Genomic DNA, 25,210 nt, shown 5'->3' with positions numbered 1-25,210 from the left:
GGCGGCGCCGCCGGTTCGGCGCGATTCTGACCGAAGCGCCATGATTCGGAAACAATTGTCGTTGAGAACTCACAGGAATGCATGGCTCGTGGCCTTGCATGCGCTGGACACAACCCTCTAAACTTGAGGGCTTCCGGAAAGCGGCCTTCGACACCATTTACGGCTCATCATGCAGCACGCGAAACTCATCATCGTCGGATCGGGTCCGGCCGGCTACACGGCGGCGATCTATGCCGCCCGCGCCATGTTGGAGCCGATGCTGATCGCCGGTATCCAGCCGGGCGGTCAGCTCACCATTACCACGGATGTCGAGAACTATCCCGGCTTCGCCGATGTCATCCAGGGCCCCTGGCTGATGGAGCAGATGCGCCTTCAGGCAGAGCATGTCGGAACGCGGATGGTCAACGACCATATCGTCGAGACCGACCTCTCAAGCCGCCCCTTCGTCCTGAAGGGCGATTCCGGCGAGACCTACACCGCCGACGCGCTGATCATCGCGACCGGCGCGCAGGCACGCTGGCTCGGCATCGACAGCGAGCAGCGCTTCAAGGGCTTCGGCGTTTCGGCTTGCGCCACCTGCGACGGTTTCTTCTATCGCGGCAAGGAAGTCTATGTCGTCGGCGGCGGCAACACCGCGGTCGAGGAAGCGCTCTACCTCGCCCATATCGCCAAGAAGGTCACGATCGTCCATCGCCGCGATCATTTCCGCGCCGAGCGGATCCTGCAGAACCGCCTCGCGAAGCTGCCGAATGTCGACGTGCTATGGAATACGGCCATCGAAGAGGTCGTCGGCTCGGGCGGTTTCCCGCCATCGGTGACGGGCTTGAAGCTGAAGAACGTCGTGACCGGCGAGATCACCGAGCGCGAAACCCATGGCGTCTTCATCGCCATCGGCCATGCGCCATCGGTCGACCTGATCCGCGGCCAGCTCGACTTGAAGCCCTCCGGCTATATCTGGACGGCGCCCGATTCGACGCAGACCAGCGTCGAGGGCGTCTTCGCCGCCGGCGACGTCACCGACGAGACCTTCCGCCAGGCGGTGACCGCCGCCGGGCAAGGCTGCATGGCCGCGCTCGAAGCCGAGCGCTGGCTCGCCACGGCCGGGACGGGTGAACTGACCGCCGTCGCGGCGGAATAGCCGAGACGGATCGGCGCCGACGGGGACGGCCTGACCATGGACTGGGACAAGCTTCGGATTTTCCACGCCGCCGCGCAGGCGGGGTCGTTCACCCATGCCGGCGAGGCGCTGGGCATGAGCCAATCCGCCGTCAGCCGCCAGGTCAGCGCGCTGGAGCAGGATCTCGGCGTGCCGCTGTTCCATCGCCACGCCCGCGGCCTCATCCTTTCCGAGCAGGGTGAACTGCTCTATCGCACGTCGCAGGACGTGATGATGAAGCTGGAAGGCGTTCGCGTTCGCCTCACCGATTCCCGCGAGAAGCCGACCGGTACGCTGCGCATCACCACGACGGTAGCGCTCGGCTCGACCTGGCTGACGGAGCGTCTGAACGAATTCGTCGACATGCATCCCGGTGTCAATCTTCACCTGATCCTCGACGATCAGGAGTTGGACCTGACGATGCGGCAGGCCGACGTAGCGATCCGTCTGCGCCAACCGGTGCAGCCGGACCTGATCCAGCGGCGCCTGTTCACGACGCATTACCACGTCTATGCGGCGCCGGCCTATGTCGAGCGCTTTGGCAGCCCCGAGACGCTGGAAGATCTCGACAAGCACCGCATCGTAACCTTCGGCGTCCCCGTGCCGCCCAATATCCGCGATGTGAACTGGCTGGAAATCGCCGGCCGCTCGACCGACAATCCGCGCGAGCCGATTGTGCGCATCAACAATATCTACGCCATCAAGGCCGCCGTTGAGCGAGGCACCGGCATTGCGATCCTGCCCGACTATATGATCGAGGCCGACTCAGCCCTCGTGAAGCTGATGCCCGAGGCGCAGGTGCCGAGCTTCCCGACCTATTTCTGCTATCCGGCCGAACTCAAGAATTCCGCCCGCGTCACCGCCTTCCGCGATTTCATGCTGGCAAAGGCGCAGAACTGGCAGTTCTGACCCTGCCTGCTCAGTTTTGAACCAGCCGAAGCGACAATTTCGCACCGCGCGCGCCGCAACGCAGCGTGCGCCGCTGGAACACTGCGTTTTTTGAGAGATTCGCGGAAAATTAGCCCCGAATTTGGCCGATTTCCTCGCCGTCATTCTCAAATTCTCGTGATTTTTGGCCGCATTTTCTGACATTCGCAGAATGCATAGCTGCGATGCACATATGCCGGTTGTTTAGGCAGCCTGACCATTCCATATACGCATCAGTTGATGTGTTGGCCCCCGCTTTCTCCTCCCTGCGGACCGGTCGGCCTCAACTGTTCCCTCTGGAAGGTGTTTGCTGCGCTTTCCCTGCCGCAGCAATCAAGACTCGCCGGGCCTCGCAAGAGTGCCCGGCCTTTTCTTTTCTGGCGGATGAAACGACCCCGCCGCGCTATATCATCCGGATAGCTCGAAGCCCCCCGCATTGCTGATTCCGGATAAGCCGCATGGTCCCAATCGTTCTAGTGCCTGGGCTACTCTGCTCGGCAGAAGTCTTCACTCCCCAGGTCGCGGCGTTGTGGCCACATGGTCCGGTCACGGTCGCCTCCACGATGGCAGGGGAGACAATGGCGGAGATCGCCGCATCCATTCTCGCCACCGCACCGCCGCGCTTCGCGCTCGCCGGCATTTCGATGGGCGGCTATATCTGCCTCGAGATCATGCGGCAGGCGCCTGAGCGTGTGAACAAGCTGGCCCTGCTCGACACATCCGCCCGCCCGGATACACCCGAAGAGATTACCAAGCGCCGCGCGCTGTTGACCCACGCTCGGACCGGCATTTTCAAATCGCTTCTGGCACAGGTGTTTGTCACGCTTCTCCATCCCGCGCATCGCGACGATTCCGCCGTGCTCGACGTCATGATCGGCATGGGGCTGACGGTCGGTATCGGCGGCTTTGCCCGTCAGACAGAAGCTATCATCGGCCGGATAGATAGCCGCCCCAGTCTCGCAGACATATCTGTCCCGACGCTCGTCCTTGTCGGCGACAGCGATACACTGACGCCGCCGGACCGCTCAGAGGAAATAGCGGCAGCCATTCGCGGCGCTAAGCTTGTGATCGTGCCGGAATGCGGTCACTCCTCGACGCTGGAACAGCCTGAAGCCGTCAACCGCGCCATGATCGAATGGATCACCGGCTGATCCTCACATATAGAGCGGCTGGTCCTGGAGCCCCTTGTAGAGGTCGGCGACGAAGGGCGCGTAGCCGTTGAAGAGTTGCGTCGGCACGCGCTCATTGCTGCCGAGCACCGTCTCGCTCGCCTGGCTCCAGCGCGGATGCGGCACTTCCGGGTTCACATTGGCCCAGAAGCCATATTCCGAGGACTGAAGCTGCTGCCAGAAATTCAGCGGCTGTTCCTCGACGAAGTCGATCTTCACGATCGATTTGACGCTCTTGAAGCCATATTTCCACGGCGTATGCAGGCGGATCGGCGCGCCCATCTGCTTCAGGAGCGGCTTGCCGTAGACACCCGTCACCATGAAGGCGAGCTCGTTGGTTGCCTCGGCCATCGTCAGCCCTTCGACATAGGGCCAGGGATAGAAGGGCTGGTTCTGGCCCGGCGCCATCTCCGGGTTCATGAAGGTTTCCATCCGGATATATTTCGCGCCGGACAAGGGCTTCGCATAGGCGACGAGATCGGCGAGCGGGAAGCCGGTCCAGGGAACTGTCATCGACCAGGCCTCGACGCATCGATGGCGATAGACTCGCTCCTCCAGCTTCATCGCCTTCAGGAGATCGTCGATGCCGACGGTTCTCGGCGCTTCGACCATGCCACCAAAGGCGATCGTCCAGGGCCGCGTCTTCAGCGCCTGCGCCGCATCGGCAAGTTCCTTGTCGGTCGAATATTCGTAGAAATTATTGTAGTGCGCGTTGATCTCCTCGGGAGTGATGGGCCGGTCGACCGTGTAGCGGTCATTTCGCTTGGCTGGATAAAGGCCTGCACTTGGATCGGCATCCTCCGCCGCAAGGGCGCCGCGTGGCAGCGCGAAGCCCGCGAGCCCGAATCCGCCGGCCGCGAGCAGGTCGCGCCGGTTCAGGAAGACGCTTTCGGGCGTCGCTTCGCGCTCCGGGATTTCCCAGCCCTTTTTCCTGCGGATCAGCATGATGTCCTCCGGCCGGTCGCGGCGAATGAGTGGTCCTTACGCAACAGCTAGTGAAGGACGGCGCGACGTCAATTCACGATGGCGTAGGAAACGCCGGAAAGCCATGGCGCAGCTTGCCATCGCGGGATCGTGGCACTAGGTTCCGCGCCGCGCGCCTCCCGCGTCAAGCCGATCTCCCGGAGCCCCGATCATGGCCTTCCTCGCCGACAGCCTCTCCCGCATCAAGCCTTCCGCGACCATTGCGGTCACGAACAAGGCGCGCGAGCTGAAAGCAGCGGGCCGCGACGTCATCGGCCTCGGCGCTGGCGAGCCGGATTTCGATACGCCCGACAACATCAAGGAAGCGGCCATCGCCGCGATCCGCGAGGGCAAGACGAAGTACACTGCCGTCGACGGCATTCCGGAATTGAAGGCCGCGATCGTCGCGAAGTTCAAGCGCGAGAACAACCTGACCTACACGCCGAACCAGATCACGGTCGGAACCGGCGGCAAGCAGGTGCTCTACAACGCGCTCATGGCGACGCTGAATCCCGGCGACGAGGTGATCATTCCAGCGCCCTACTGGGTCTCCTATCCCGAGATCGTGGCGCTCGGCGGCGGCACGCCCGTCGAGATCGTCGGACCGCAGGAGCAGGGCTTCAAGATCAATGCGGCGGCCCTCGAAGCGGCGATCACGCCGAAGACCAAGTGGCTGATCCTGAACTCGCCGTCGAACCCGACCGGCGCCGGCTACACGCGCGAGGAACTGCGCGCGCTCGCCGACGTGCTGCTCAAGCATCCGCAGGTCTGGATCCTGACCGACGACATGTATGAGCATCTCGTCTTCGACGGCTTCAAGTTCGCGACCATCGCCGAGGTCGAGCCGAAGCTGTTCGATCGCACGCTGACCGTGAACGGCGTCTCCAAGGCCTATGCCATGACCGGCTGGCGCATCGGCTATGCCGGTGGTCCGGTCGAACTGATCAAGGCGATCGGGACGATCCAGTCGCAGTCGACGTCCAACCCCTCCTCCATTTCGCAATGGGCGGCAGTCGAGGCGCTGAACGGGACGCAGGACTACATCCCGAAGAACGCCGAGATCTTCAGGAAGCGCCGCGACCTCGTCGTGTCGATGCTGAACCAGGCGAACGGGATCGTCTGCCCGAACCCGGAAGGCGCGTTCTACGTGTTCCCGTCCTGCGCCGGCACGCTCGGCAAGACGACGGCGGGCGGCAAGTTGCTAAAGACCGACGAGGACTTCGTCACGGCGCTGCTGGAAGAGGAAGGCGTCGCGGTGGTGCAGGGCTCGGCTTTCGGCCTCGCGCCGTATTTCCGCATCTCCTATGCGACGTCCGAGGCCCTGCTCGAAGACGCCTGCTCGCGTATCCAGCGCTTCTGCGCCAATCTCCGCTGACGGTTCGCCTCCGGGCTGCCGCCTGGCGAAATCGATGGCGACAGGTGCGGCCTGGGGTCGTATCCTCCGTTTAACCGGTCGATCCGGCCTCGGGGGGAAATCCATGCTCAGCGTCACTCTGCATCATGTATCGCTGATCGTCACCGATCTCGATCGCGCGCTCGATTTCTACCAACGCGCCTTCGGGCTCGACCGCCTTGCCCGGCCGCCTTTCAAGACGCCGGGCGTCTGGCTCGCTTGCGGCGATATCCAGATCCACCTCGTGCACAATCCGGCCGGCAGCTTCCGCCCGGTGCCGACCGTCGACAACAATGACTGGCACTTCTCCTTCCGTACCGACAATTTCTACGAGGTGCTGGATCATCTCCTGGCGATGGGTTTTCGCGAAAATGTACCGGTGGACGATCCGTGGCACATCATGGTGCTGCGCCAGGGTCTCGCCGGGTTCCCGCAGCTTTATGTCCGCGATCCCGACGGCAACATCATCGAGGTGAACGGCGCCCCGGCAGAGCAGCCGCCGCTCTGGCCGACGACGGGCACCGCATGAAGCGCGGGCAGACGCAGCGATGACCACCAACGATTTCGCCCTCTTCCTGTCGCTGCTCCACATTGCGATGGCGTCGGCCGTCACGGTGCACGCGCTGCTGACGCGCCTCGCGCCACAATCGACCATCGGCTGGATCGGCCTCGCCTGGCTGTCGCCCTATATCGGGCCGGTTCTCTACTTCCTCTTCGGCGTCAACCGCGTCCGCCGCAAGGCGATCAAGCTGACCGGCCCGGATGGCGACGTCGATGCGCCGCATTCGCCATTCGCACTGTCGCCGGAAGCGATCGAGCGGCGCGGCGAGGTGCATCTGGAACCGCTCGCCAAATTCGGCCTGCGCCTCACCGGCCGGCCGCTGCTCGACGGCAATTCCTTCACGCCGCTCATCGACGGCGACAATGCCTATCCGGCCATGATCGCCGCTATCGAGGAAGCCAGCATCAGCGTCGCGATCGGCTCGTTCATCTTCCATGACGACGAAGGCGGCGGCCCGATCATCGATGCGCTGATCGAGGCGCAGAAGCGCGGCGTTGCCGTGCGCGTCCTCGTCGACGGCATCGGCTCAGGCTATCTGCGCAGCCCCGTCTGTGCCCGCCTGATGGCGAACGGCGTTCGCGCCGAGCGCTTCATGCATGAAGTCGCGCCGTGGAAGATGTCCTTCGTCAATTTGAGAAGCCACAAGAAGGTGCTGGTGGTTGACGGACGCCATGGCTTTACCGGCGGCATGAACATCGCCGCGGTCAATCTGTTCCGCAAGATCGAGATCCCACCCTCCAAGGCGGTGCAGGACGTGCATTTCCGCGTCGAGGGTCCCGTCGTCGCGCATCTGATGGAGACCTTCGCCGAGGACTGGGCCTTCACCACGAGTGAAGTCCTGGAGGGTGCCCCCTGGTTCCCCGAGATCGGTGCCGCCGGCGACGTACCGGCGCGCGGCATTGCCAGCGGGCCGGACGAGGACAATGAGAAGCTGATGTGGACGATGGCCGCCGCCATCGGCCGGGCAGACCGGAGCGTCCGCATCCTGACGCCCTATTTTGTGCCCGACGACCGCATCACCTCGCAATTGACGCTGGCGGCGGTACGCGGGGTTGATGTCGAACTCGTCATTCCGGAGCGGTCCAACCATCTCTACATGGACTGGGCGATGAATGCGCTTTTCGCCCCGCTGCTGCGGGCCGGCTGCGTCATTCGGCGTGCGCCAGGGCCGTTCGATCACTCCAAACTGATGACGGTGGACGGCGCGTGGGTGTTGCTCGGCAGCGGCAATTGGGATGCGCGCAGCCTCCGCCTCAATTTCGAGTTCAATGTCGAGGCCTATTCCGCCGCCTTCGTCGCCACCTGCGACGCCATCATCGACGCCAAGGTCCAGGGCTCCCGGATCGTGACGCTCGACGATCTTCGCCGCCGCTCGCTCGTCGCTCGCCTGCGCGATTCCGCGACGCGCCTGGCCTCGCCCTATCTCTAGCCAGGCCTACATCCAGCCGCGCAGCTTGAAGAACAGGTAGGGCAGGATGGCCGACAGGATCATCGCGCTCACCGCGACCGGATAGCCGAACACCCATTCCAGCTCCGGCATGTCCTTGAAGTTCATGCCGTAGATCGTGCCGATCAGCATCGGCGGCAGCAGGATCGTCGAGACGACGGTGAGCACGCTGACGACGCGGTTCTGCTCGTTCGAGACGAGGCCGAGCGTCGCGTCCAGCAAGAACGTGATCTTGCTCAGCAGGAAGGTAACGTGGTCCTCGAGCGAGCGTATGTCGCGCAGCGCCAGCTTCAGCCGCGCCGATAGACCATCCCCCTTGGCACCCCGCTCCGGCATTACCGTCGCCGCATATTGGACAAGCCGCTCCAGCGAGGCGAGGCTCTCGCGCGACTTCGAGGCCAGATTGCCCTGCTTCCCGAGCCCGCCCAGCGCCGCGGCCAGAAACTGGCTTCGCTTGCGCCCCCGCTTGCGCAGGAAAATCTCGTCATTGAGCCGATCGACGTCCTGCGTGATGTGTTCGATCACGTCCGCCGTGCGATCGATGATCGCATCCAGCAATCCGGCGAACACGCCGGCCGATGTCGTGCAGGCCGCGTCCGCCTTGGAAGCGCGAGCGAGAAACTGGCGGAACGCCGTCATATTGGCATAGCGCAGCGTCACCAGCTTGTCCTTGCGCATGGCGAAGGTGAATGGCGTCAGTCCCGGCGTCCCGTCCTCGACACCGACGAGCAGGCTGGCGGTCATGAAGACGATGCCGTTCTCGACGTAGAAGCGGCTGGAGAACTCGATCTCGCGCGCCTCTTCCTGGGTCGGAATCTCGCCGCCCAGAAACGCCTCAGCCGTCCGATCCTCCTCGGGCGTCGGTTCATAGAGGTCGATCCAGCTGGTCGGCACCGTCGATTGAGGCGCCTGCGCCTCGGGCCCGCGGTCGGTGGTTGAATAGGCGGTCAGCATGGCTCTTCCCGGAGGCAAAGGGGCGGCACGCCGGCCGCGCTTGGGTTCCGTTCACCACAAGTGATTGAGTTCACTTGCGCCGTCTCCGGCGTTCTGCCAAACCGGCGACGAGTTTCGCGCTGAACGAATGCGCGCGAGATCCGTTACCACGCGCCGGAGTGTGCCGCCAAGCGGCGCGAATAGCTCAGGTTGACGACGCAAAAGGAATTTCAAACGATGAAGAACGTCTCGCTCAAGGTTGCAGCCCTCGCCTTCGCGACCGCTTTCGCCGGCTCCGCCCATGCAGCTGACGCCGACGTCAAGTACGAGGACGATCTGCGCGGCGGCGTGAAGGTCGGCATGTTGACCTGCGACATTGACGGCGGCCTTGGCTATGTCATCGGCTCGGCGAAGGAAATCAACTGCACCTTCAAGTCGACCCGCGGCCGCGTCGAGCATTACACCGGCAATATCAAGAAGCTCGGCGTCGATATCGGCGTCACCAAGCGCGGCACGCTGATCTGGGCGGTGTTTGCCCCGGTTGCCGGCTATCATTCCGGCGCGCTCTCGGGCCTCTATCTCGGCGCAACCGCTGAAGCGACCGTCGTTGCCGGCCTCGGTGCCAATGTCCTCGTCGGTGGCACGGGCGGCTCGATCGCCCTGCAGATGGTCAGCGTTACGGGCCAGCTCGGCCTCAATGTCGCCGCCGGCGGCGCCGCGCTGACGCTGAACCCTGTCGTTCGCTGAATTCCAGCCCGATCGGCATCGAAAGGCCCGCCTCTCGCGGGCCTTTTTCATTTTGTGCCACCAGCCGTGATGAGGCGGCATACCCGAATGCGCCTTGCCACGCCTGCCCTTCCCTGAGACGATGTCCTCGCGGTCCGGGCTTCCGGGTCCGGTTCTCGCGCCCCACCATGAGAATGAGACAAGAACATTTCATGAACGGAGGAAGCGATGACGAACAGGGATGGAGGCGGCCCCGGCAGAAGAGCCGGTCCTAAGGCTGTGGTCCTCGTCGGACCGATCGGCAGCGGCAAGACCACCTTGTTGGAAGCGATGCTCGCCCGCACCGGCGCGATCGCCCGCCAGGGCGCGGTCGGCGACGGAACTTCCGTGGGCGATGCCTCGTCCGAGGCGCGCGCCCACAAGATGAGCGTCGAGATGAATGTCGCCGAGACCGGATTCATGGCCGAGACCGTGACGATCCTCGATTGTCCCGGATCGATCGAGTTCGCCAGCGAGGCCGACGCCGCACTGGCCGTCGCCGATTGCGCCATCGTCGTTGCCGAGGCGGACGAGAAGAAGGTCCCTGCCCTGCAATTGATCCTGCGCCAACTCGAGGATCGCGGCATTCCGCGCTTCCTGTTCCTGAACAAGATCGACCGTAGCGAACTCGACATGCAGGAGGCGCTGGCCCTGCTGCAGCCGGCCAGCCGCGCGCCGCTGCTGCTGCGTCACATCCCGATGCGCAAGCAGGGCACGATCACCGGCTTCGTCGACCTCGCCCTGGAACGCGCCTTCCTCTACCGCGAGCATGCGCCGAGCGAACTCGTCGAGCTCAGCGGACCCGACCGCGTGGAGGAGGAAAAGGCGCGCTATGCGATGCTGGAAAAGCTCGCCGACTATGACGACACGCTGATGGAGGAATTGCTGGAGGACATCCAGCCGAGCCGCGAACATGTCTTCGCCGATCTTGTCGCCGATACGCGCGCCGGCCTTCTCTGCCCCGTTCTGATCGGTTCGGCGCTTTATGGCCATGGCGTCGGCCGGCTGATGAAGGCGATCCGCCATGAAGCGCCCGATATCGCCGATACCGCGGTCCGCCTCGGCCTCGCACCGGAGGGCGAGCCGACCTTCCAGGTGGTGAAGACCATCCATACCGGCCATGCCGGCAAACTCTCCGTCGGCCGCGTGCTGCGCGGCACGATTGCCGACGGCACGGAACTGCAGGGTCCGGATGGCTCGGTCGGCCGCATCTCCGGCGTTCTGCGCCTGCTCGGTCAGTCCATGACGAAGCGCGAGGCGGCGAGTGCGGGCGATGTAGTCGGCCTCGGCAAGCTCGACGGCGCCCATACCGGCATGACCCTGGCCGCCGGCAAGACGGCGCCGGTGCAACTCGCGCCCGCAACCCCGCTCCAGGCGGTGATCGCCCTCGCCATCAGCCCGGTCGATCGCAAGGACGAGGCGAGGCTCTCGGCCGCGCTTGCGCGTCTTGCCGATGAGAACACTGGCCTGCTGGTGCGCCAGGACGAAGAGGCGGGCGAGATCCGCCTCGAGGGCCAGGGCGAGATGCATCTGCGCGTCTCGATCGAGCGTCTTGCCGGGCGGTACGGGCTCGCCATCGAGACGCGGCCGCCCAGCATTCCCTATCGCGAAACGATCAGCGGTGAGGCCAAGGTGCGCGGCCGGCACAAAAAGCAGTCCGGCGGTCACGGCCAGTTCGGCGACTGCGTGCTCGAAATCCGTCCTGAGCCGCGCGGAACCGGCTTCCGCTTCGAGGATGCCATCGCAGGCGGTGTCGTGCCGCGCAATTATATCCCCGCGATCGAGAGCGGCGTCACCGATGTCCTCAAGCGTGGGCCTCTCGGCTTCCCCGTCGTCGATGTCGCGGTGAAGCTCGTCGACGGCTCCTATCACAGCGTCGATTCCTCCGATCAGGCCTTCCGCATAGCGGCACAAATCGGCATGCGCGAAGGGTTGGAGACTTGCCGGTCGGTGCTGCTGGAGCCGGTCCTCCATGTCTCGATCACGGCTCCCTCCGAGGCGAGCCCGCGCGTCAACATGATGGTGACGCAGCGGCGCGGCCAGTTGCTCGGCTTCGACGCAAAGCCGGGGTGGCCCGGCTGGGACATCGTCGAGGCCGAGATTCCCGAAGGCGAAATGCGCGGCCTCATCGTCGAACTTCGTTCGGCGACGGCGGGCGTTGGCTCCTATGTCAGCCGCTTCGACCACCTCGCGGAGCTCACCGGCCGCCTTGCCGGCCAAATCGCGGAGAAGAAGGGAAGTGTGCGCGCGGCTTAAGACGTCCCTGCCGGCTCCGCATTGGCGGTGAACAGCCAGCCGATGACACCGGAGAGGATCGCCAGGACGCCGCACAGGATCGTCACGGCGGAGAAACCGGCGATGGTCGCGCTCGACCACAGCGCGATCGTCGCCCCGTCGGTGGAGGCCAGCGTGCCGCCGAAGCCGGCCTCGGCCACGAGGCGCGTCGCCTCGCTCGTCTCCCCGCCCAGCACCATGGCAAAGCCGATCCCAACGGCGATGCCGAGAGAAGCCACCGCCAGCAGCGAGGCGACGCGGGCGACGGCATTATTGATGCCGGACGCGGCGCCGCGCCGGCTCTCCGGCGCCGAATTCATCACCGCCGTCGATAGCGGCGCCACCGTGATGCCCATGCCGAGCCCCATCAGCAGCATGACCGGCACGATGGCTGTCCAGAAGCCGCCGGCCGCCACGGCCGGCGCCAGCAGGCAGAAGGCGATGCCGGTCACGATTGGGCCGATGGTGAGGCAAGGACGCGTACCGATCCGGTCGGCGAGTCCGCCGCCATAGCGCGACAGGAGGCCCATGACGAGGACGAAGGGCAAGAACACCGAGCCGGCCAGCGTCGCGGGATAGTGATGCGCCTGGATCAGCGCTGTCGGCAGGAAGAACAGGGCCCCGGCGAGTGCAAAATAGAGCAGCAGCGTCAGCGCATTGACGCCGGAGAAGGTCCGGTTGGCAAAGAGCGCCAGCGGCATCATGGGATCGCGCGAGCGCTGTTGCCAGATGAGGAAGCCGGCCAGAACGACAAAACCGGCAACCGTCAGGCCGATCGCGTCCGCATGCCCGCCGCCAGCCTCCGGCTCGCCGAGCCGCGTCAATCCATAGGCGACGAGGCCGAGGCCAAGCACCGCGAGACCGCCGCCGGTCCAGTCCATTCGACGCCCTGCATGCGGCTGATCCGCCGGCACCTTCGCCCGGCAGACGAAGAGCGCGATCACAGTGATCGGCACATTGATGAGGAAAATCGCCCGCCACGAGCCGGCATCGACCAGCGCGCCGCCAATGACCGGCCCTATAGCCGGCGCGATGGACGACGCGGCTGCCCAGGCGCCGATCGCCCGGCCGCGAACCGCCGGCGGATAATGCGCCGAGATCAGGGCCAGCGAGCCAGGCACCATCAGCGCGCCGCCCATGCCCTGGATGGCGCGGGCGACGATGAGGCTCTCGGCCGACCAGGCGATCCCACAGGCTGCCGAGGCCAGACCGAACAGCCCGATACCGAGCATGAACACCCGGCGAAGGCCAAAGGCATCGCCCGCCGCGCCGCCCAGCAGCGTGAAGGCGGCGAGCGTCAGAGTATAGGCGTTCGAGGTCCATTGCGCCTCGGCGAAGCTGGCGCCGAGCCCGGAGCGGATGGCCGGCAGCGCCACGGTGATGACCGAACCATCCATGAACGCCATGCCGGAAGCGAGGATCGTCGCCACCAGCACGAATCGGCCCGTCGCTTCCGCGTTCGCGTTCCTCGCCGGCTCCGACATCGCGTCCCTTTCCGCATTGCACCGCCCGCGTCCTGCTCTACCTTTGAAAGCAGGCACCGAACCGCAGAAGGATCGGATCATGCGCTGCCTTGCCGGATTTGTCGTCACCCGCGGCGCGAGGTTGCGCCATCCGGTCCGATTGGCGAAGCTCGGCGGCGAATCGATCCCGTAGCCGGAATGGAATGAAGCCTTGCGCCTCCTCGCCTCTCTCGCGCTGCTGATCCCCCTCCTCCTGCCCGTGGCCGCGCATGCGCAGAACGCTGCCGTCGAACAGAGCTTCCAGCGCTGGCTCGCCGCGAAGGTGAAGCCGGATGCGCGGAACGCAGGCGTCTCCGACGCGACGATCGCAGCCGCCTTTGCCGGACTGACCCTCGACTGGAAGCTTCCCGACCTCGCCCCGCCCGGCGCACCGCCCGGCCGCGAGGAGCCGCAGCGCCAGGCGGAGTTTTCCGGTCCCGCGCGCTATTTCAACGAGGCGAAGCTCGCAGGACTGACCAATGCGGGCCGCGCCCGCTACCAACAATGGTCCAAGACGCTGTCGGCGATCGAGAAGCGCTACGGCGTTCCCGCCTCGATCCTGGTCGCGATCTGGGGTCGAGAATCCGGCTATGGCGCCGCGAAGATCCCCTATTCGGCGATCCGCACGCTGGCGACCGAAGCGTTCATGGGCGCGCGCAAGGCGAATTTCTATCCCGAGCTGATCGCGGCCTTGCAGATCCTCGAGGGCGACCACATCCCGCTGTCGGAGATGCGCAGTTCCTGGGCCGGTGCCCTTGGCCAGCCGCAGTTCCTGCCGACCAAATATCTGACTACGGCGGTTGATTTCGACGGCGACGGCCGGCGCGATATCTGGGAATCGGTACCGGACGTGCTCGCTTCGATCGCCAACTATCTCAAGCAGAATGGTTGGGAAGCGGGCGCGGCCTGGGGCGTCGAGGTAAGCCTGCCCGACAGCGTATCCTGCAGCCTCGAAGGCCCGGACCAAGGCAAGCCACTTGGCGCCTGGGAGGCGATGGGCATCCGCACCCTCGACGGCAAGCCACTCGCGGGCAAAAACGCCAAACGCATCGGCCATCTGATGATGCCGGCCGGCCGCTACGGCCCGGCCTTTATCGTCTCGAAGAACTTCTACATCCTGAAAACCTACAACAATTCGGACCTCTACGCCCTTTTCATCGGCCACCTCGCCGACCGCATCCGTGGCGGCTCGGCAATTGCAGGAGCCTGGGGCGATGTGGGCGGCTTCAAGCGCTCCGACGTGCGCGCCATGCAAAAGCGCCTTCAGGCACGCGGCGTCGATGTCGGCAATCCCGATGGCCTCGTCGGCTACAAGACGCGCATAGCGATCGGCGAGTGGCAGCAGGCCAACGGCCACAACGCGACATGCTTTCCCGACACCGCCTTGCTGAAGGCGATCCGGTAGGCCTCCAACTCGTCGCTTCTGTTGCAACTTTGACACGAGTCGTCCTGCAACGCTCCTGTCGTCATTTCTTCGATAGATAGACCGGCGGTTGAGCCGCTAGGTTTTGAAGGAAGTCGCATTGGGGGCTATGCGATGGGAATCGGGGGAGCCGCGCCTGCTCGCCTCGTCTCCCGTTTGTCTGGACCAACAATACGACGCCAACTCGATATTCATTCCGGGGGCGTTATGTCAGTGGGTTGTCAGGCGGGGTCTCATTTCGGCGGCGAGACAGAGGCAAACGGCAAAAGAGGGCGGCGTCGGAGCCGGCCCTTGCGGCGGCTTCTGCTGACGAGCGCGGCCCTGCCCGGCCTCTTGGGAGGCGGGCTGATGCTGTCGGCTGCCACAGCACGTCCCGCCGAAGCGGCTTGCACGGTGACTGGCACGACGACGCTCGTTCAATGCGATTCGTCCGGCGTTGGCGTCTCGATGACGCCAGGCGCCGGGTCGCTGACGGTCGACGGCGTCGGCACGGTTTCTGTCGGCTATGCCTCGCCGCAGACCGCCGGCACCTATGACCAGACGGTCTGGCTTACCGGCAGCACGGTACTGAGCAATTCGAACTACAGCGCCCTGATCATGCAGTTCGGCACCGATCCGTCGGCCCAGGTCATCCCGGTGACCGTCAATGCCGATGTGACGATCGACAGCACAGTCCGCGCCTCGGCGGCCAGCGGTTTCGGTACGATCTGGGTCCGTAACGACTACGCCGGCAACATCTCGATCAACAATGCCGGGATGATCCACTGGGAGGGACCGACGTCCTACCCCGGAAGCGCGGCCATCGACGCCGCGACCAATCTCGGCGGCGTCACCATCGTCAACTCCGGCTTCGTCAATTCGACGGCCCGCGGCATCTATGCCGACGGCAATTATCGCGGCGAGACGGATGGCGCGATGCAGACCGTCTCGGTGACCAACACCCTGTCCGGCACCATCCTGGCCATGACGGCCGGCATCCGCGTGATCGACTATTTCGGCCTTGCCGAGATTGTGAACCAGGGAACCGTCAAGGCGTACTTCCAGCAGGGACTGATCGCCTGGTCGGCGAATGGCGATGCCAGCATCAGCAACTACGGCGTCGTGACCTCCGGGAACGACAACGCCATCTTCGCATCTACCGAGACGGGTGATTCTACCGTCTACAATAACGGCCTCGTCACCGCCGACGGAGATCCCGCTCTCGACGCAGGCCATGCTGCGCTCAAGGCCGCCCAAGGCTACAATGCGCTTCGCGCCACCGCCGTCATTTCCGGTGACATCGAGATCACCAACGACACGTCCGGCCTCGTGACCGCCGGCCGGGACGCCGGCCTGCGCGCCGAGACGCCCGAGGGTGACATCACGATCGTCAACAACGGCTTCGTCACTGCCGCCACCGGCATCTCGGCCGATAGCGGCTTCGCCTCCGGCTACACGTCGGCCGAGACCAGCATGACGCTAGGCGCCATCTCGATTACCAACTATGGCGGCGTTTCCGCGACAGATCTCGCAGTCTGGATGGACGGCGAGACGAACGGCCTCGTCAACTACGGGACTCTGGCAACGACCGGCGCCACAGCGGTGGCCAGCGGCGACGGTGATACGACGGTCGCCAATTACGGCACGATTTCGGCCGGCTCGGCCGACGGCGTGGCGGTCGCCATGGGAGCCGGCAGCAACCGATTCGTGATGTCCGACACATCGACCCTGGTCGGCAATGTGACGAACGAAAGCTCTGGCAACATGCTTGAAATCACCGGCGAGGCGAGCGGCACGCTGAACCTCGGCGATGTCAGTGACACCGGCACCTATGAAGGCTTCAGCAATTTGACGAAATCCGGCTCCGGCCTCTGGGTCCTGTCGGGGAGCGGCGGCAGCCTGACTGGCTCAGCCACCATCGATCAAGGCACGTTGCAACTTGCGAGCGGCGCCGCCTCCGCGGCGGTCTTCACGGTGAATGGCGGCGTTCTCAGCGGCACCGGCTCGGTCGGCGGCCTCGTCGTGAATGCCGGCGGCACGGTCTCGCCCGGCTACTCGCCGGGAACGCTCACCGTCAACGGCGATGTCGCGTTCGCCGCCGGTTCAACCTATGTCGTGGATATCGCGGCTTCAGGCGCGCATGATCTCATCGCCGCAACCGGTACCGCAACGCTCAATGGCGGAACGGTGCAAATCAACGCCGCATCGGACGTCGATCCCTTCACCACCTATTCGATCCTGACCGCGGCGGGCGGCATAACGGGAACCTTCTCCGACGCGACGATGAACTACGCCTTTCTCGACCCTACGCTGACTTACGATGCCAACAATGTCTATCTGAAGCTGGTGCGCAACGTCGTGGCCTTCGCCTCGCTGGCGAAGACGCCAAACCAACAGGGCGTCGCTGGTTCCGCCGAATCGCTTGGCTTCGGCAATCCGGTCTACGACGCCGTGCTGCAGTTGACCGCCATGCAGGCGCTCGGCGCATTCGATGCACTCTCCGGCGAAGCCTATGCCAGCGCCGCTTCGATTATCGCGCAGGATTCGATCTTCCTGCGCCAAGCGGTCGGCGCGCGCGTGTGGCAGGGCCTCGCCGGTAGTGCCAGTGCGGCGGGCGATGGGCCGACTGCGGCCAAGCTCGGGGCCGCGACCGGCCTCACCGTCTGGGGCCAGGGCTATGGGGCCTGGGGCGACGTCGACGGAGACGGCAACGCCGCCTCGGTCTCGCGCGACATCGGCGGCTTCTTCGCCGGCGTCGATGGGGCCGTCGCCGATGGCGTGCGCCTCGGCGTTGTCGGCGGCTATGGCCGCTCGACATTCTCGATCGACGACCGGGCTTCCTCCGGAGATATCGACACCTATGATCTGGGCGCCTATGGCGGCGCGCGGATCGGTGGTCTCGGCCTGCTCGGTGCCGCGACCTACAGCTGGAACGACGTTTCCATGGGACGCACCGTCGCGTTCCCCGGCTATCTCGGCGCCAATAGCTCGAGCTTCGATGTCGGCACGACGCAGATCTTCGGCGAGGCGAACTGGCGCTTCGACCTGACGCCGAACGGCAGCGAGTCAGCCTATGGCAAGACGTGGCTCGAGCCCTTCGTCAGCCCGGCCTATGTCAATCTTTCGTCGGGCGACATTACCGAGACTGGCTCGACCTCGGCGCTCATCGGCTCGACCGATGGCGAAGACCTGTTCTATGTGACGCTCGGTGCGCGGGCCGCCACCACGATCAAGCTGGCCAATGCGGCAATCCTGACCCCGCGCGTGAGCCTCGCCTGGCAGCACGCCTTCGGCGACGTGAACCCCACCGCCAGTCTCGCCTTTGCCAGCGGAAGTCTGCCCTTCGCCGTCAGCGGCGTGCCGATTGCGCAGGATACCGCCGTGATCGGTGCCGGTATCGACTACGGCTTCAACGAAACCCTGTCCGCCGGTCTCTCCTATAATGGACAGTTCGGCGACGGCCTCCAGGACAACGCGGTCAAGGGAACTCTGAATGTGAGGTTCTGACCCCCGCCCTACTGCCGGACGATCGCGGCGGCAGCAAAAGAGGGCTTTACCGACTCGGTATTCGATGGCTATCCTGCCTCCAGTATCAACAATCGAAAGGAGGTGATCCTGTGTCTCATTGTCGTTCGCCGCGTGCGTCGCTCGTGATGGTCCGGATCTCTGACTTGGTTGGAGTTTCCGCCGCGTGATCGGTCTTTTCCGGCTCCGCCGGAACGCGGTATGACAATGGAAGGGCCGCCCTCGGGTGGCCCTTCTTGTTTCGGAAGCTGGAAATGACCCGACCGATCCTCGTCTATGTCGATGCCGACGCCTGTCCGGTGAAGGCGGAAATCTACAAGGTGGCCGAGCGCCACCGCCTCGACGTCTTCGTCGTGGCGAACAGCCCGATCGCCGTCCCGCGCGAGAGCTGGATCCAGCGCATCGTCGTGCCCGGCGGCCTCGATGTGGCCGATGACTGGATCGCCGAGCGCGCCGTGCGCGGCGATGTCGTCGTCACCGCCGACATCCCGCTTGCCGATCGCTGCGTCAAGGCCGGCGCCGACGTGATTTCCCCAACGGGCAAAGCCTTCACGGAGGCGTCGATCGGCATGACGCTGGCAACGCGCAATCTGATGGAGGAACTGCGCTCCGCCGGCACGATCACGGGCGGCCCCCGTCCCTTCGCGCCGAAGGACCGATCCGCGTTTCTCTCCGCTCTGGACCTTGCCATCGTTCGCCTGAAGCGGGCAGGCTTCGGCGCCGCCTCATAGCAGCTTTGCCACGCCCCACTGCAAAAGTGGTCTCCGGTTGCTATTTCCACTGCAAAACTGTCAGAGCCGAATTAGTGTCCCCACGCGCGTGGGGACGGGCGCAAGAATAGACCGCGAGGAAAACGCAGGCTGACCATGACTTCTTCGAAATTCCGTATTCTGGCCGTGTCGCTGATCCTTCTGGCCGGGCTAGCAAGGGCCGAAGCCGTAACATGCGGCCAGGATCCATCCCAATTCCCGCAATGGCTGGAGAGCTTCAAGGCCTATGCCGTGTCCAGCGGCATATCGCGGCGGACAGTGGACTCCGCCTTGCAGGGTATCACCTATGATCCTCGGGTCATCAAGCTCGACCGCAACCAGAAGCACTTCAAGCAACCCTTCGAGGTCTATTCGAAGCGCGTCGTCTCGCCGGGCCGCGTTGCTCGCGGTAAGCAGTTACTGAACCAATATTCCAACGCCCTCGCCCGGATCGAGAAGACCTATGGCGTGCCAGGGCCGATCCTGATCGCGATCTGGGGCATGGAGACCGATTTCGGCGCCGGCAGCGGCAACATGCAGACCTTTCGCTCGGTGGCTACGCTCGCCTTCGACTGCCGCCGCACCGATTTCTTCCAGGACCAATTGCTGGACGCGCTGAAGATCGCCGAGCGCGGGGACCTTTCCCCGGCGGAGATGAAGGGGGCCTGGGCCGGCGAACTCGGCCAGACCCAGTTCATGCCGTCCTCCTATGTACGCTTCGCCGTCGATTTCGATGGCGATGGTCATGCCGACCTCCGCCACAGCCCTGTCGACGTGCTGGCCTCCACCGCCAATTACCTGAAGGGCTATGGCTGGCAAAGGGGCGGCAGCTGGGAGGAAGGCTCCGCCAATTTCGACGTGCTGCGCCAGTGGAACAAGGCCGAAGTCTATGCCAAGAGCGCCGCGCTCTTTGCCGACAAGCTGATTGGCAAGCAATAATCCGCGCAACCGGCGACAACGAGGTCGGCCTCCCCAATTCGGGACAGCCGGTCTATCGCTGAGACGTCTCGCTATTCCAGCCGAAGATCGCGCCTCTATAGGATTGCGCGTGTTTCGCCGTTCCCCCGGACGGCGGAACGGAGCGGTCGGACCGGCGCCTGTTTTTTGCGTCCGGCTTCGGGAGAAGCCGCCAGCGACGCCGGAAGCCTCGCCCCTTCGCGCCGGCTCCGGCGTCGCGCCATTCTGCTGGGCATTGGCTTTCGGATCTGGCGCCCTTACAGATCCATGGCAGCAAGCGGAGCGATCGCAGAACTCGTTGGCAACTGGCTCTTGCGGGCGGCGCTGTTTCGGCAGAGAAGGCGGGCATGTCAAACCCCTTTTCCTCCTCACCGGCCGTAGCGATCATCGGCGCCGGTCCCGCCGGGCTTATCGCCGCCGAACGTCTCGCCGCGTCGGGCTGCGCCGTCACCGTCTATGACCGCATGCCGAGCCCTGGCCGCAAATGGCTCATGGCCGGTCGCGGCGGGCTGAACCTGACCCATTCCGAACCGCTCAAGGCCTTCCTCGGCCGCTACGGCGCTGCGGAAAGCGCGCTGCGACCCTTCATCGAGGCCTTTTCGCCGGCGATGCTGGTGGCCTGGGCGGAGAATCTTGGTCAGCCAACATTCGTCGGATCCAGTGGCAGGATCTTCCCGAAGGCCCTGAAGGCCTCGCCGCTGCTGCGCGCCCTGCTGGCCCGTCTCACCGACCTTAACGTCACCTTCGCCATGCGCCGCGACTGGCAAGGCTGGACGGAGATCGGCGCCCTGCGGTTTGTGAGTCCGGAGGGCGAGGAAACGATACGGCCGGATGCCGTGATGCTGGCGCTGGGCGGCGCGAGCTGGCCGCGCCTCGGCTCGAACGGCGCCTGGACGGCCTGGCTCGGCGGCCGGGGCGTTGCGATCCAGCCCTTCGAACCCGCCAATGTCGGTTTTCGCGCGGACTGGTCTCAGACGTTCCGGGATCGCTTCGCGGGCGGACCGTTGAAGGCCATCGCGCTCAATTTCGAAGGGCGCAGCGTGCGAGGTGAGGCGGTCGTAACGCGCTACGGCTTAGAAGGCGGCGCGATCTACGCCTTGTCGGGACCGCTTCGGGATGCGATTGCAAAGGACGGATCGGCGCTGGTCGAGATCGACCTGCGGCCGGCCATGACGGAAGCGGAGATCGCGACTCGCCTCGCGCGGCAAAATCCGTCGCAGTCGCTCGCCAACCGACTGCGCAAGGCGCTGCATCTCGCGCCCGTCGCGGCCAACCTGTTGCGCGAAGCGGGTCCGCCGCCGCGCGAGACCGAAGCGCTCGCCCGACGGATCAAGGCCGTACCGATCCGCCTCAATGCAGCCGAGGGTATCGAGCGCGCCATATCGAGCGCGGGCGGCATTCCCTTCGCCGAGCTGGACGAGCATCTGATGATCCGGAGCCTACCCGGCGTGTTCGCGGCCGGCGAAATGCTCGACTGGGAAGCGCCGACCGGCGGCTATCTGTTGCAGGCGAGCTTTTCAACCGGGATCGCCGCGGCAGAAGGCATGCTGGCCTATCTCGGCCTGCCCTCCCAGGTGCGGATCCCGGACGGGCCGGAACCAGCGCCCGAACCGAATTCACCGGAGCAAGGTGCGTAGTTCTTCGATACCGGAGGCGACCACGGCATTCGCATCCCGCTCCATGGCGCGGTAGCGGGCGAGCACCCAACGGCCGAGTTGCGAGAGCCGTGCGCCGCCACCGCCGCCGGGGCCGCCCTTCTCTGTCTCGATCAGCGGCTCCCGAAACGCCTCGTTCATCTCTCGCACCAGCGTCCAGACGCGTTTGGGGCTCATGTCGAGGCGCGCGCCGGCGCCCGCAAGCGATCCCGTCGCCTCGATCGCCTCAAGGAGATCCGCCTTGCCGGGCCCCAGTGCAAAGCCGGGCTTGAGGACGAGGCGAAATCGCAGTCCTTCGGTCTGGTTCGGAATTCGCATCGGATGGTACCTGCGGACATAGTCACGCCATCATGCGCGACGCTGCGCCAGCCGTCGACGCGAAAGCTTCTATTCGCGCTGGCGCAGATTCTTGATCCGGTCGAACAGCACGGCAATGATGATGAACGAGCCGATGAAGGCGCCCTGCCAAAAGGCATTGATGCCAAGCAGGCCGAGGCTGTTTCGGATGATCTCGATCAAAGCCGCGCCGACCAGCGCGCCGAAGGCAGTGCCGACGCCGCCGGCGAGGTTGGCGCCGCCGATGACGGCCGCCGCGATCACCTGAAGCTCCATGCCGGTGCCGAGATTGGTCGTCACCGCGCCGAGCCAGCCCGTCTCGACGATGCCGGCAATGCCCGCCGAGAGCGACGAGATCATATAGACCGCGACCTTGATCTGCCGAACCGGCACGCCGGTCAGCACCGCGGCGTGCTCGTTGCCGCCGATCGCATAAACGTGACGCCCGAACCGGGTCCAGCGCAGCACGAAGCCGGTGATCAGTGCCAGCGCCAGCATGTAGAGAACCGGATTGGCAATGCCAAAGAAGAAGGCGCCACCACCCAGCGCCAGCAGCTTGGCATGATCGGGACCGAATTCGAACACGACGGTATTGTTGGACGTCACCATGGCCAGGCTGCGGGCGATCGACAGCATGCCAAGCGTCACGACGAAGGGCGGCATCCCGACATAGGCAATGAGCACGCCGTTGACGAGCCCGATCAGAAGTGCCGTTCCGATCGAGGCGCCGATGCCGACATAGATCGAGAAGCCGGCATGCATGGTGACGGCGAGGACCATCGAGCACAGGCAGAGCACCGAGCCGACGGAGAGGTCGATGCCGCCGGAAATGATCACAACCGTCATTCCGAGCGCGATGATTCCGACAAAAGTGAAATTGCGCGTGACGTTGAAAAGATTGTTCGACGTCGCGAAGCTATCCGTCGCGAAGGACAGGAACACGCAGGCCACGATCACGGCGAGCATGACCCAGAAGGTCTGGCGGCCGGTCAGCCAGGAAAGCCAGCTATGCTGCTTCTGGCCGATATGGTCGTCGATCGTCGCTGCCATCTTTGGCTTTTCCTCGCCCGGAACGCCCCTCGGGGCTCTAGTGAACCTGCTCGATCGCGCCGGTGATGAGGCCGGTGACCTCCTCCGGCGAACTGGCCGCGATCTGCCGGTCGGCAACCTTGCGGCCCCGGCGCATCACGATGACCCGGTCGGCAACCGAAAAGACGTCAGGCATGCGATGGCTGATCAGCACCACCGCGATGCCCTGGTCGCGCAACTGGCGGATGAGATTCAACACCTCCGCTACCTGGCGCACCGAGATCGCCGCCGTCGGCTCGTCCATCAGCACGATCTTCGCGTCCGAGAGGCGGGTGCGCGCGATCGCCACCGCCTGGCGCTGGCCGCCCGACATCTGCTTGACGAGGTCGCGTGGCCGCGTCTCCGATTTCAGTTCCTTGAAGAGCTCGCCGGCGCGTTTGTACATCGCGCCATAGTCAAGCACCTGGAGTGGACCCAAACCTTTCCGGACCTCGCGGCCCAGGAAGACATTCGCCGCCGCCGTCAGATTGTCGCAAAGCGCCAGGTCCTGGTGCACGATCTCGATGCCATGCTGGCGCGCCTCGACAGGCTTGTGCAGGACGATGTCGCGTCCCTCCAGCCGCATCTGCCCATGCGTAGGGCGGAAATTGCCGGCGATGATCTTCACAAGAGTCGACTTGCCGGCGCCGTTGTCGCCCATCAGGCCGACGACTTCGCCCGGCTCGATGGCGAGCGAAACGTCGCTCAACGCGTGGATCGCGCCAAAGTGCTTGGAGATGTTCTGAAGCTCCAGGACCGGCATCCGGCCTCCCCTCCGCATGCAACCGTCGATCCTGCCCGGATCGCGAACGCTTGATGAAACAGCCTGAGCAATAATGGGCGCCCCGATCGACGTCAACGATAACATCCGATGAATAGATCGGCTCCACCCGAAAAGGCTTGGTTGCCGCAACTACGAAAGCCCCGCGATCTCCCCAGTCATCGGGCCTATGATGCGATATATGCACTGCAATTTCCGCATCGCACAATTTAATGCAATGCAGCAACATATGGACCGTTAGCCCATGCATACGTTTTCATACGATCATTCGGATTGACTTTGTTCGAATTGCGAATGTAGTTGTGTTCGCCTCACGGATGAGCGAGCCCCGGGGAATGGCCGTAGAGCCGCCAGGGATGTTGCTTTTCCAGAAGCGGGCCGAACGCCGGCGAACGCCATCCACGCATCAAGCGGGAGGAAGTCGCCAGCGCGTTTCGGCCAAATCAGACACCTTTTCAACGTCTCGGGAGGAGACCATGAGAAAAGCTTTGCTGTTGATCGCCGCGGCAGCCTTTGCGCTGTCGGCTGGTGATGCCCTTGCCGCCAAGAAGCAGCTCGTCATCGTCGTGAAGGGTCTCGATAATCCTTTCTTCGAAGCCATCCATCAGGGCTGCGAGAGGTGGAACAAGGAGAACGCCGACTCGGAATTCGAATGCTTCTACACCGGCCCCGCCTCCACTTCGGATGAAGCTGGCGAAGCGCAGATCGTTCAGGACATGCTCGGCAAGCCGACGACGGTAGCGATGGCGATCTCGCCGTCCAACGCGCCGCTGATCGCCAACACGATCAAGTCCGCCAATCCGTCGATCCCGATCATGACGCTGGACGCGGACCTGAAGAAGGAAGATGCCGCCCTTCGCAAGACCTATCTCGGCACCGACAACTACCTGATGGGCTTCAAGCTCGGCGAATATCTGAAGAAGGCCAAGCCCAATGGCGGCACCGTCTGCCTCATTGAGGGCAATGCTGCGGCCGACAACATTCTCCGCCGTGCCGCTGGCACGCGCGAGGCTCTGTCGGGCAAGAAAGATCTCGATATGCTGAAGGGTGAAGGCGGCTGGACCGAGATTGCCGGCTGCCCGGTCTTCACCAACGACGACGGCCCTGCCGGCGTCCAGGCGATGTCCGACATCCTGACGGCCAATCCCAAGCTCGATGCGTTCGTGATCGAAGGCGGCTGGCCGCTGTTCGGAGCGCCGCAGCCCTATCGCCAGCTGACCGACCAGTACAAGGATCGGATCGCTTCGAAGGACCTCGTGATCGTCGCTGCCGATACGATCGGCGATGAAGTCGCACTCGCCAAGGAAGGCCGCGTCGAAGCGCTGGTCGGCCAGCGTCCCTTCGAGATGGGCTACAAGGCGCCCAGCGTCATGATCCAGCTGATCAAGGGCGAGAAGGTCGAGGACCCGGTCTTCACCGGCCTTGACGAGTGCACCAAGGACACGGCTGACACCTGTATCCAGAAATAATCAAGATCGCCGTTCTCTAACTGCGAGGGGCGCTCCGGCGCCCCTTTTCTTTGGGTCATCGTCCTTTGGCCGATGTACGAAGTCGTGATCGGGCTTTCCGGATCCTGGCGGGTGGGGCGGCGTTGCCTGCCGCCATTCGCCGCTCTTGACCGCGCCACCGCGCGCGTCACATTGCGA

The 25,210-nt window shown here is 64.6% G+C and carries 20 protein-coding genes; 14 read left to right on the top strand and 6 right to left on the bottom strand.

From position 1 onward, the window contains the following. Positions 1-169: 169 nt before the first annotated feature. The 3 genes from trxB to OSH05_RS19330 all read left to right on the top strand — a co-directional run bounded on the left by trxB (position 170) and on the right by OSH05_RS19330 (position 3,234). Positions 170-1,138 (top strand): thioredoxin-disulfide reductase, encoded by a 969-nt coding sequence (trxB, locus tag OSH05_RS19340; protein WP_104218015.1) that lies wholly within the window; start codon positions 170-172, stop codon positions 1,136-1,138. A gap of 36 nt (positions 1,139-1,174) precedes the next feature. Beyond that, positions 1,175-2,065, top strand: a complete 891-nt coding sequence (locus OSH05_RS19335; protein WP_104218016.1) for a LysR family transcriptional regulator — start codon at positions 1,175-1,177, stop codon at positions 2,063-2,065. A gap of 476 nt (positions 2,066-2,541) precedes the next feature. Then, positions 2,542-3,234, top strand: coding sequence for an alpha/beta fold hydrolase (locus OSH05_RS19330; RefSeq protein WP_104218017.1), 693 nt, complete (start codon positions 2,542-2,544; stop codon positions 3,232-3,234). A 3-nt stretch (positions 3,235-3,237) separates the two neighbouring features. Here the strand turns inward: OSH05_RS19330 and msrP are convergent, their stop codons facing one another. Further along, entirely contained in the window at positions 3,238-4,197 is a 960-nt protein-coding gene (msrP, locus tag OSH05_RS19325) for a protein-methionine-sulfoxide reductase catalytic subunit MsrP (RefSeq protein WP_104218018.1), read from the bottom strand. 190 nt (positions 4,198-4,387) lie between these two features. Here msrP and OSH05_RS19320 point away from each other — a divergent pair, with 190 nt between their 5' ends. The 3 genes from OSH05_RS19320 to OSH05_RS19310 all read left to right on the top strand — a co-directional run bounded on the left by OSH05_RS19320 (position 4,388) and on the right by OSH05_RS19310 (position 7,599). Beyond that, the gene (locus OSH05_RS19320; protein ID WP_104218019.1) at positions 4,388-5,590 is read left to right on the top strand and encodes a pyridoxal phosphate-dependent aminotransferase; all 1,203 of its coding nucleotides are present in this window, start codon (positions 4,388-4,390) and stop codon (positions 5,588-5,590) included. 103 nt (positions 5,591-5,693) lie between these two features. After that, entirely contained in the window at positions 5,694-6,137 is a 444-nt protein-coding gene (locus tag OSH05_RS19315) for a VOC family protein (RefSeq protein WP_104218020.1), read from the top strand. A 19-nt stretch (positions 6,138-6,156) separates the two neighbouring features. Further along, positions 6,157-7,599 carry a phospholipase D-like domain-containing protein gene (locus OSH05_RS19310; RefSeq protein WP_104218021.1) on the top strand — a complete coding sequence of 481 codons (1,443 nt, stop codon included), beginning with the start codon at positions 6,157-6,159 and terminating at the stop codon, positions 7,597-7,599. Between the two features lie 6 nt (positions 7,600-7,605). Here the strand turns inward: OSH05_RS19310 and OSH05_RS19305 are convergent, their stop codons facing one another. Next, positions 7,606-8,571 (bottom strand): magnesium transporter CorA family protein, encoded by a 966-nt coding sequence (locus tag OSH05_RS19305; RefSeq protein ID WP_104218022.1) that lies wholly within the window; start codon positions 8,569-8,571, stop codon positions 7,606-7,608. 216 nt (positions 8,572-8,787) lie between these two features. Here OSH05_RS19305 and OSH05_RS19300 point away from each other — a divergent pair, with 216 nt between their 5' ends. Next, the gene (locus tag OSH05_RS19300; RefSeq protein WP_104218023.1) at positions 8,788-9,297 is read left to right on the top strand and encodes a DUF992 domain-containing protein; all 510 of its coding nucleotides are present in this window, start codon (positions 8,788-8,790) and stop codon (positions 9,295-9,297) included. Between the two features lie 207 nt (positions 9,298-9,504). Then, positions 9,505-11,571, top strand: a complete 2,067-nt coding sequence (locus OSH05_RS19295) for an elongation factor G (RefSeq protein ID WP_104218024.1) — start codon at positions 9,505-9,507, stop codon at positions 11,569-11,571. On the opposite strand, the gene OSH05_RS19290 is transcribed toward OSH05_RS19295, so the two are convergent. Next, the gene (locus tag OSH05_RS19290) at positions 11,568-13,073 is read right to left on the bottom strand and encodes a DHA2 family efflux MFS transporter permease subunit (RefSeq protein WP_104218025.1); all 1,506 of its coding nucleotides are present in this window, start codon (positions 13,071-13,073) and stop codon (positions 11,568-11,570) included. The genes OSH05_RS19295 and OSH05_RS19290 overlap by 4 nt on opposite strands. 190 nt (positions 13,074-13,263) lie before the next feature. On the opposite strand from OSH05_RS19290, the gene OSH05_RS19285 reads away from it, so the two are divergent. From OSH05_RS19285 to OSH05_RS19265, 5 genes are all read left to right on the top strand, one after another. After that, entirely contained in the window at positions 13,264-14,496 is a 1,233-nt protein-coding gene (locus tag OSH05_RS19285) for a lytic murein transglycosylase (protein WP_104218026.1), read from the top strand. 309 nt (positions 14,497-14,805) lie between these two features. Next, positions 14,806-18,000 carry an autotransporter outer membrane beta-barrel domain-containing protein gene (locus OSH05_RS19280; RefSeq protein ID WP_165801509.1) on the top strand — a complete coding sequence of 1,065 codons (3,195 nt, stop codon included), beginning with the start codon at positions 14,806-14,808 and terminating at the stop codon, positions 17,998-18,000. A gap of 272 nt (positions 18,001-18,272) precedes the next feature. Beyond that, the gene (locus OSH05_RS19275; RefSeq protein ID WP_104218028.1) at positions 18,273-18,749 is read left to right on the top strand and encodes a YaiI/YqxD family protein; all 477 of its coding nucleotides are present in this window, start codon (positions 18,273-18,275) and stop codon (positions 18,747-18,749) included. A 135-nt stretch (positions 18,750-18,884) separates the two neighbouring features. After that, the gene (locus OSH05_RS19270) at positions 18,885-19,706 is read left to right on the top strand and encodes a lytic murein transglycosylase (RefSeq protein WP_104218029.1); all 822 of its coding nucleotides are present in this window, start codon (positions 18,885-18,887) and stop codon (positions 19,704-19,706) included. Positions 19,707-20,071: 365 nt separating this feature from the next. Then, positions 20,072-21,361 (top strand): BaiN/RdsA family NAD(P)/FAD-dependent oxidoreductase, encoded by a 1,290-nt coding sequence (locus tag OSH05_RS19265; RefSeq protein ID WP_104218030.1) that lies wholly within the window; start codon positions 20,072-20,074, stop codon positions 21,359-21,361. Here OSH05_RS19265 and OSH05_RS19260 read toward each other — a convergent pair. The 3 genes from OSH05_RS19260 to OSH05_RS19250 all read right to left on the bottom strand — a co-directional run bounded on the left by OSH05_RS19260 (position 21,341) and on the right by OSH05_RS19250 (position 23,546). Then, entirely contained in the window at positions 21,341-21,697 is a 357-nt protein-coding gene (locus tag OSH05_RS19260; RefSeq protein ID WP_104218031.1) for a winged helix-turn-helix domain-containing protein, read from the bottom strand. The genes OSH05_RS19265 and OSH05_RS19260 overlap by 21 nt on opposite strands. 69 nt (positions 21,698-21,766) lie before the next feature. Next, positions 21,767-22,765 carry an ABC transporter permease gene (locus tag OSH05_RS19255; protein WP_104218032.1) on the bottom strand — a complete coding sequence of 333 codons (999 nt, stop codon included), beginning with the start codon at positions 22,763-22,765 and terminating at the stop codon, positions 21,767-21,769. 37 nt (positions 22,766-22,802) lie between these two features. After that, positions 22,803-23,546: an ATP-binding cassette domain-containing protein gene (locus tag OSH05_RS19250; RefSeq protein ID WP_104218033.1), complete on the bottom strand. Its 744-nt coding sequence runs from the start codon at positions 23,544-23,546 to the stop codon at positions 22,803-22,805. Between the two features lie 494 nt (positions 23,547-24,040). Between OSH05_RS19250 and OSH05_RS19245 the strand changes: the two genes are divergently transcribed. Continuing rightward, complete coding sequence (locus OSH05_RS19245) at positions 24,041-25,033, top strand: substrate-binding domain-containing protein (protein ID WP_104218034.1); 993 nt, start codon at positions 24,041-24,043, stop codon at positions 25,031-25,033. Positions 25,034-25,210 lie beyond the last annotated feature (177 nt).

Origin of the sequence: Kaistia algarum (assembly GCF_026343945.1) — a bacterium.
In the GTDB taxonomy this organism is placed as follows: Bacteria; Pseudomonadota; Alphaproteobacteria; order Rhizobiales; family Kaistiaceae; genus Kaistia; species Kaistia algarum.
This window is presented reverse-complemented; position numbering and strand designations above follow the sequence as displayed.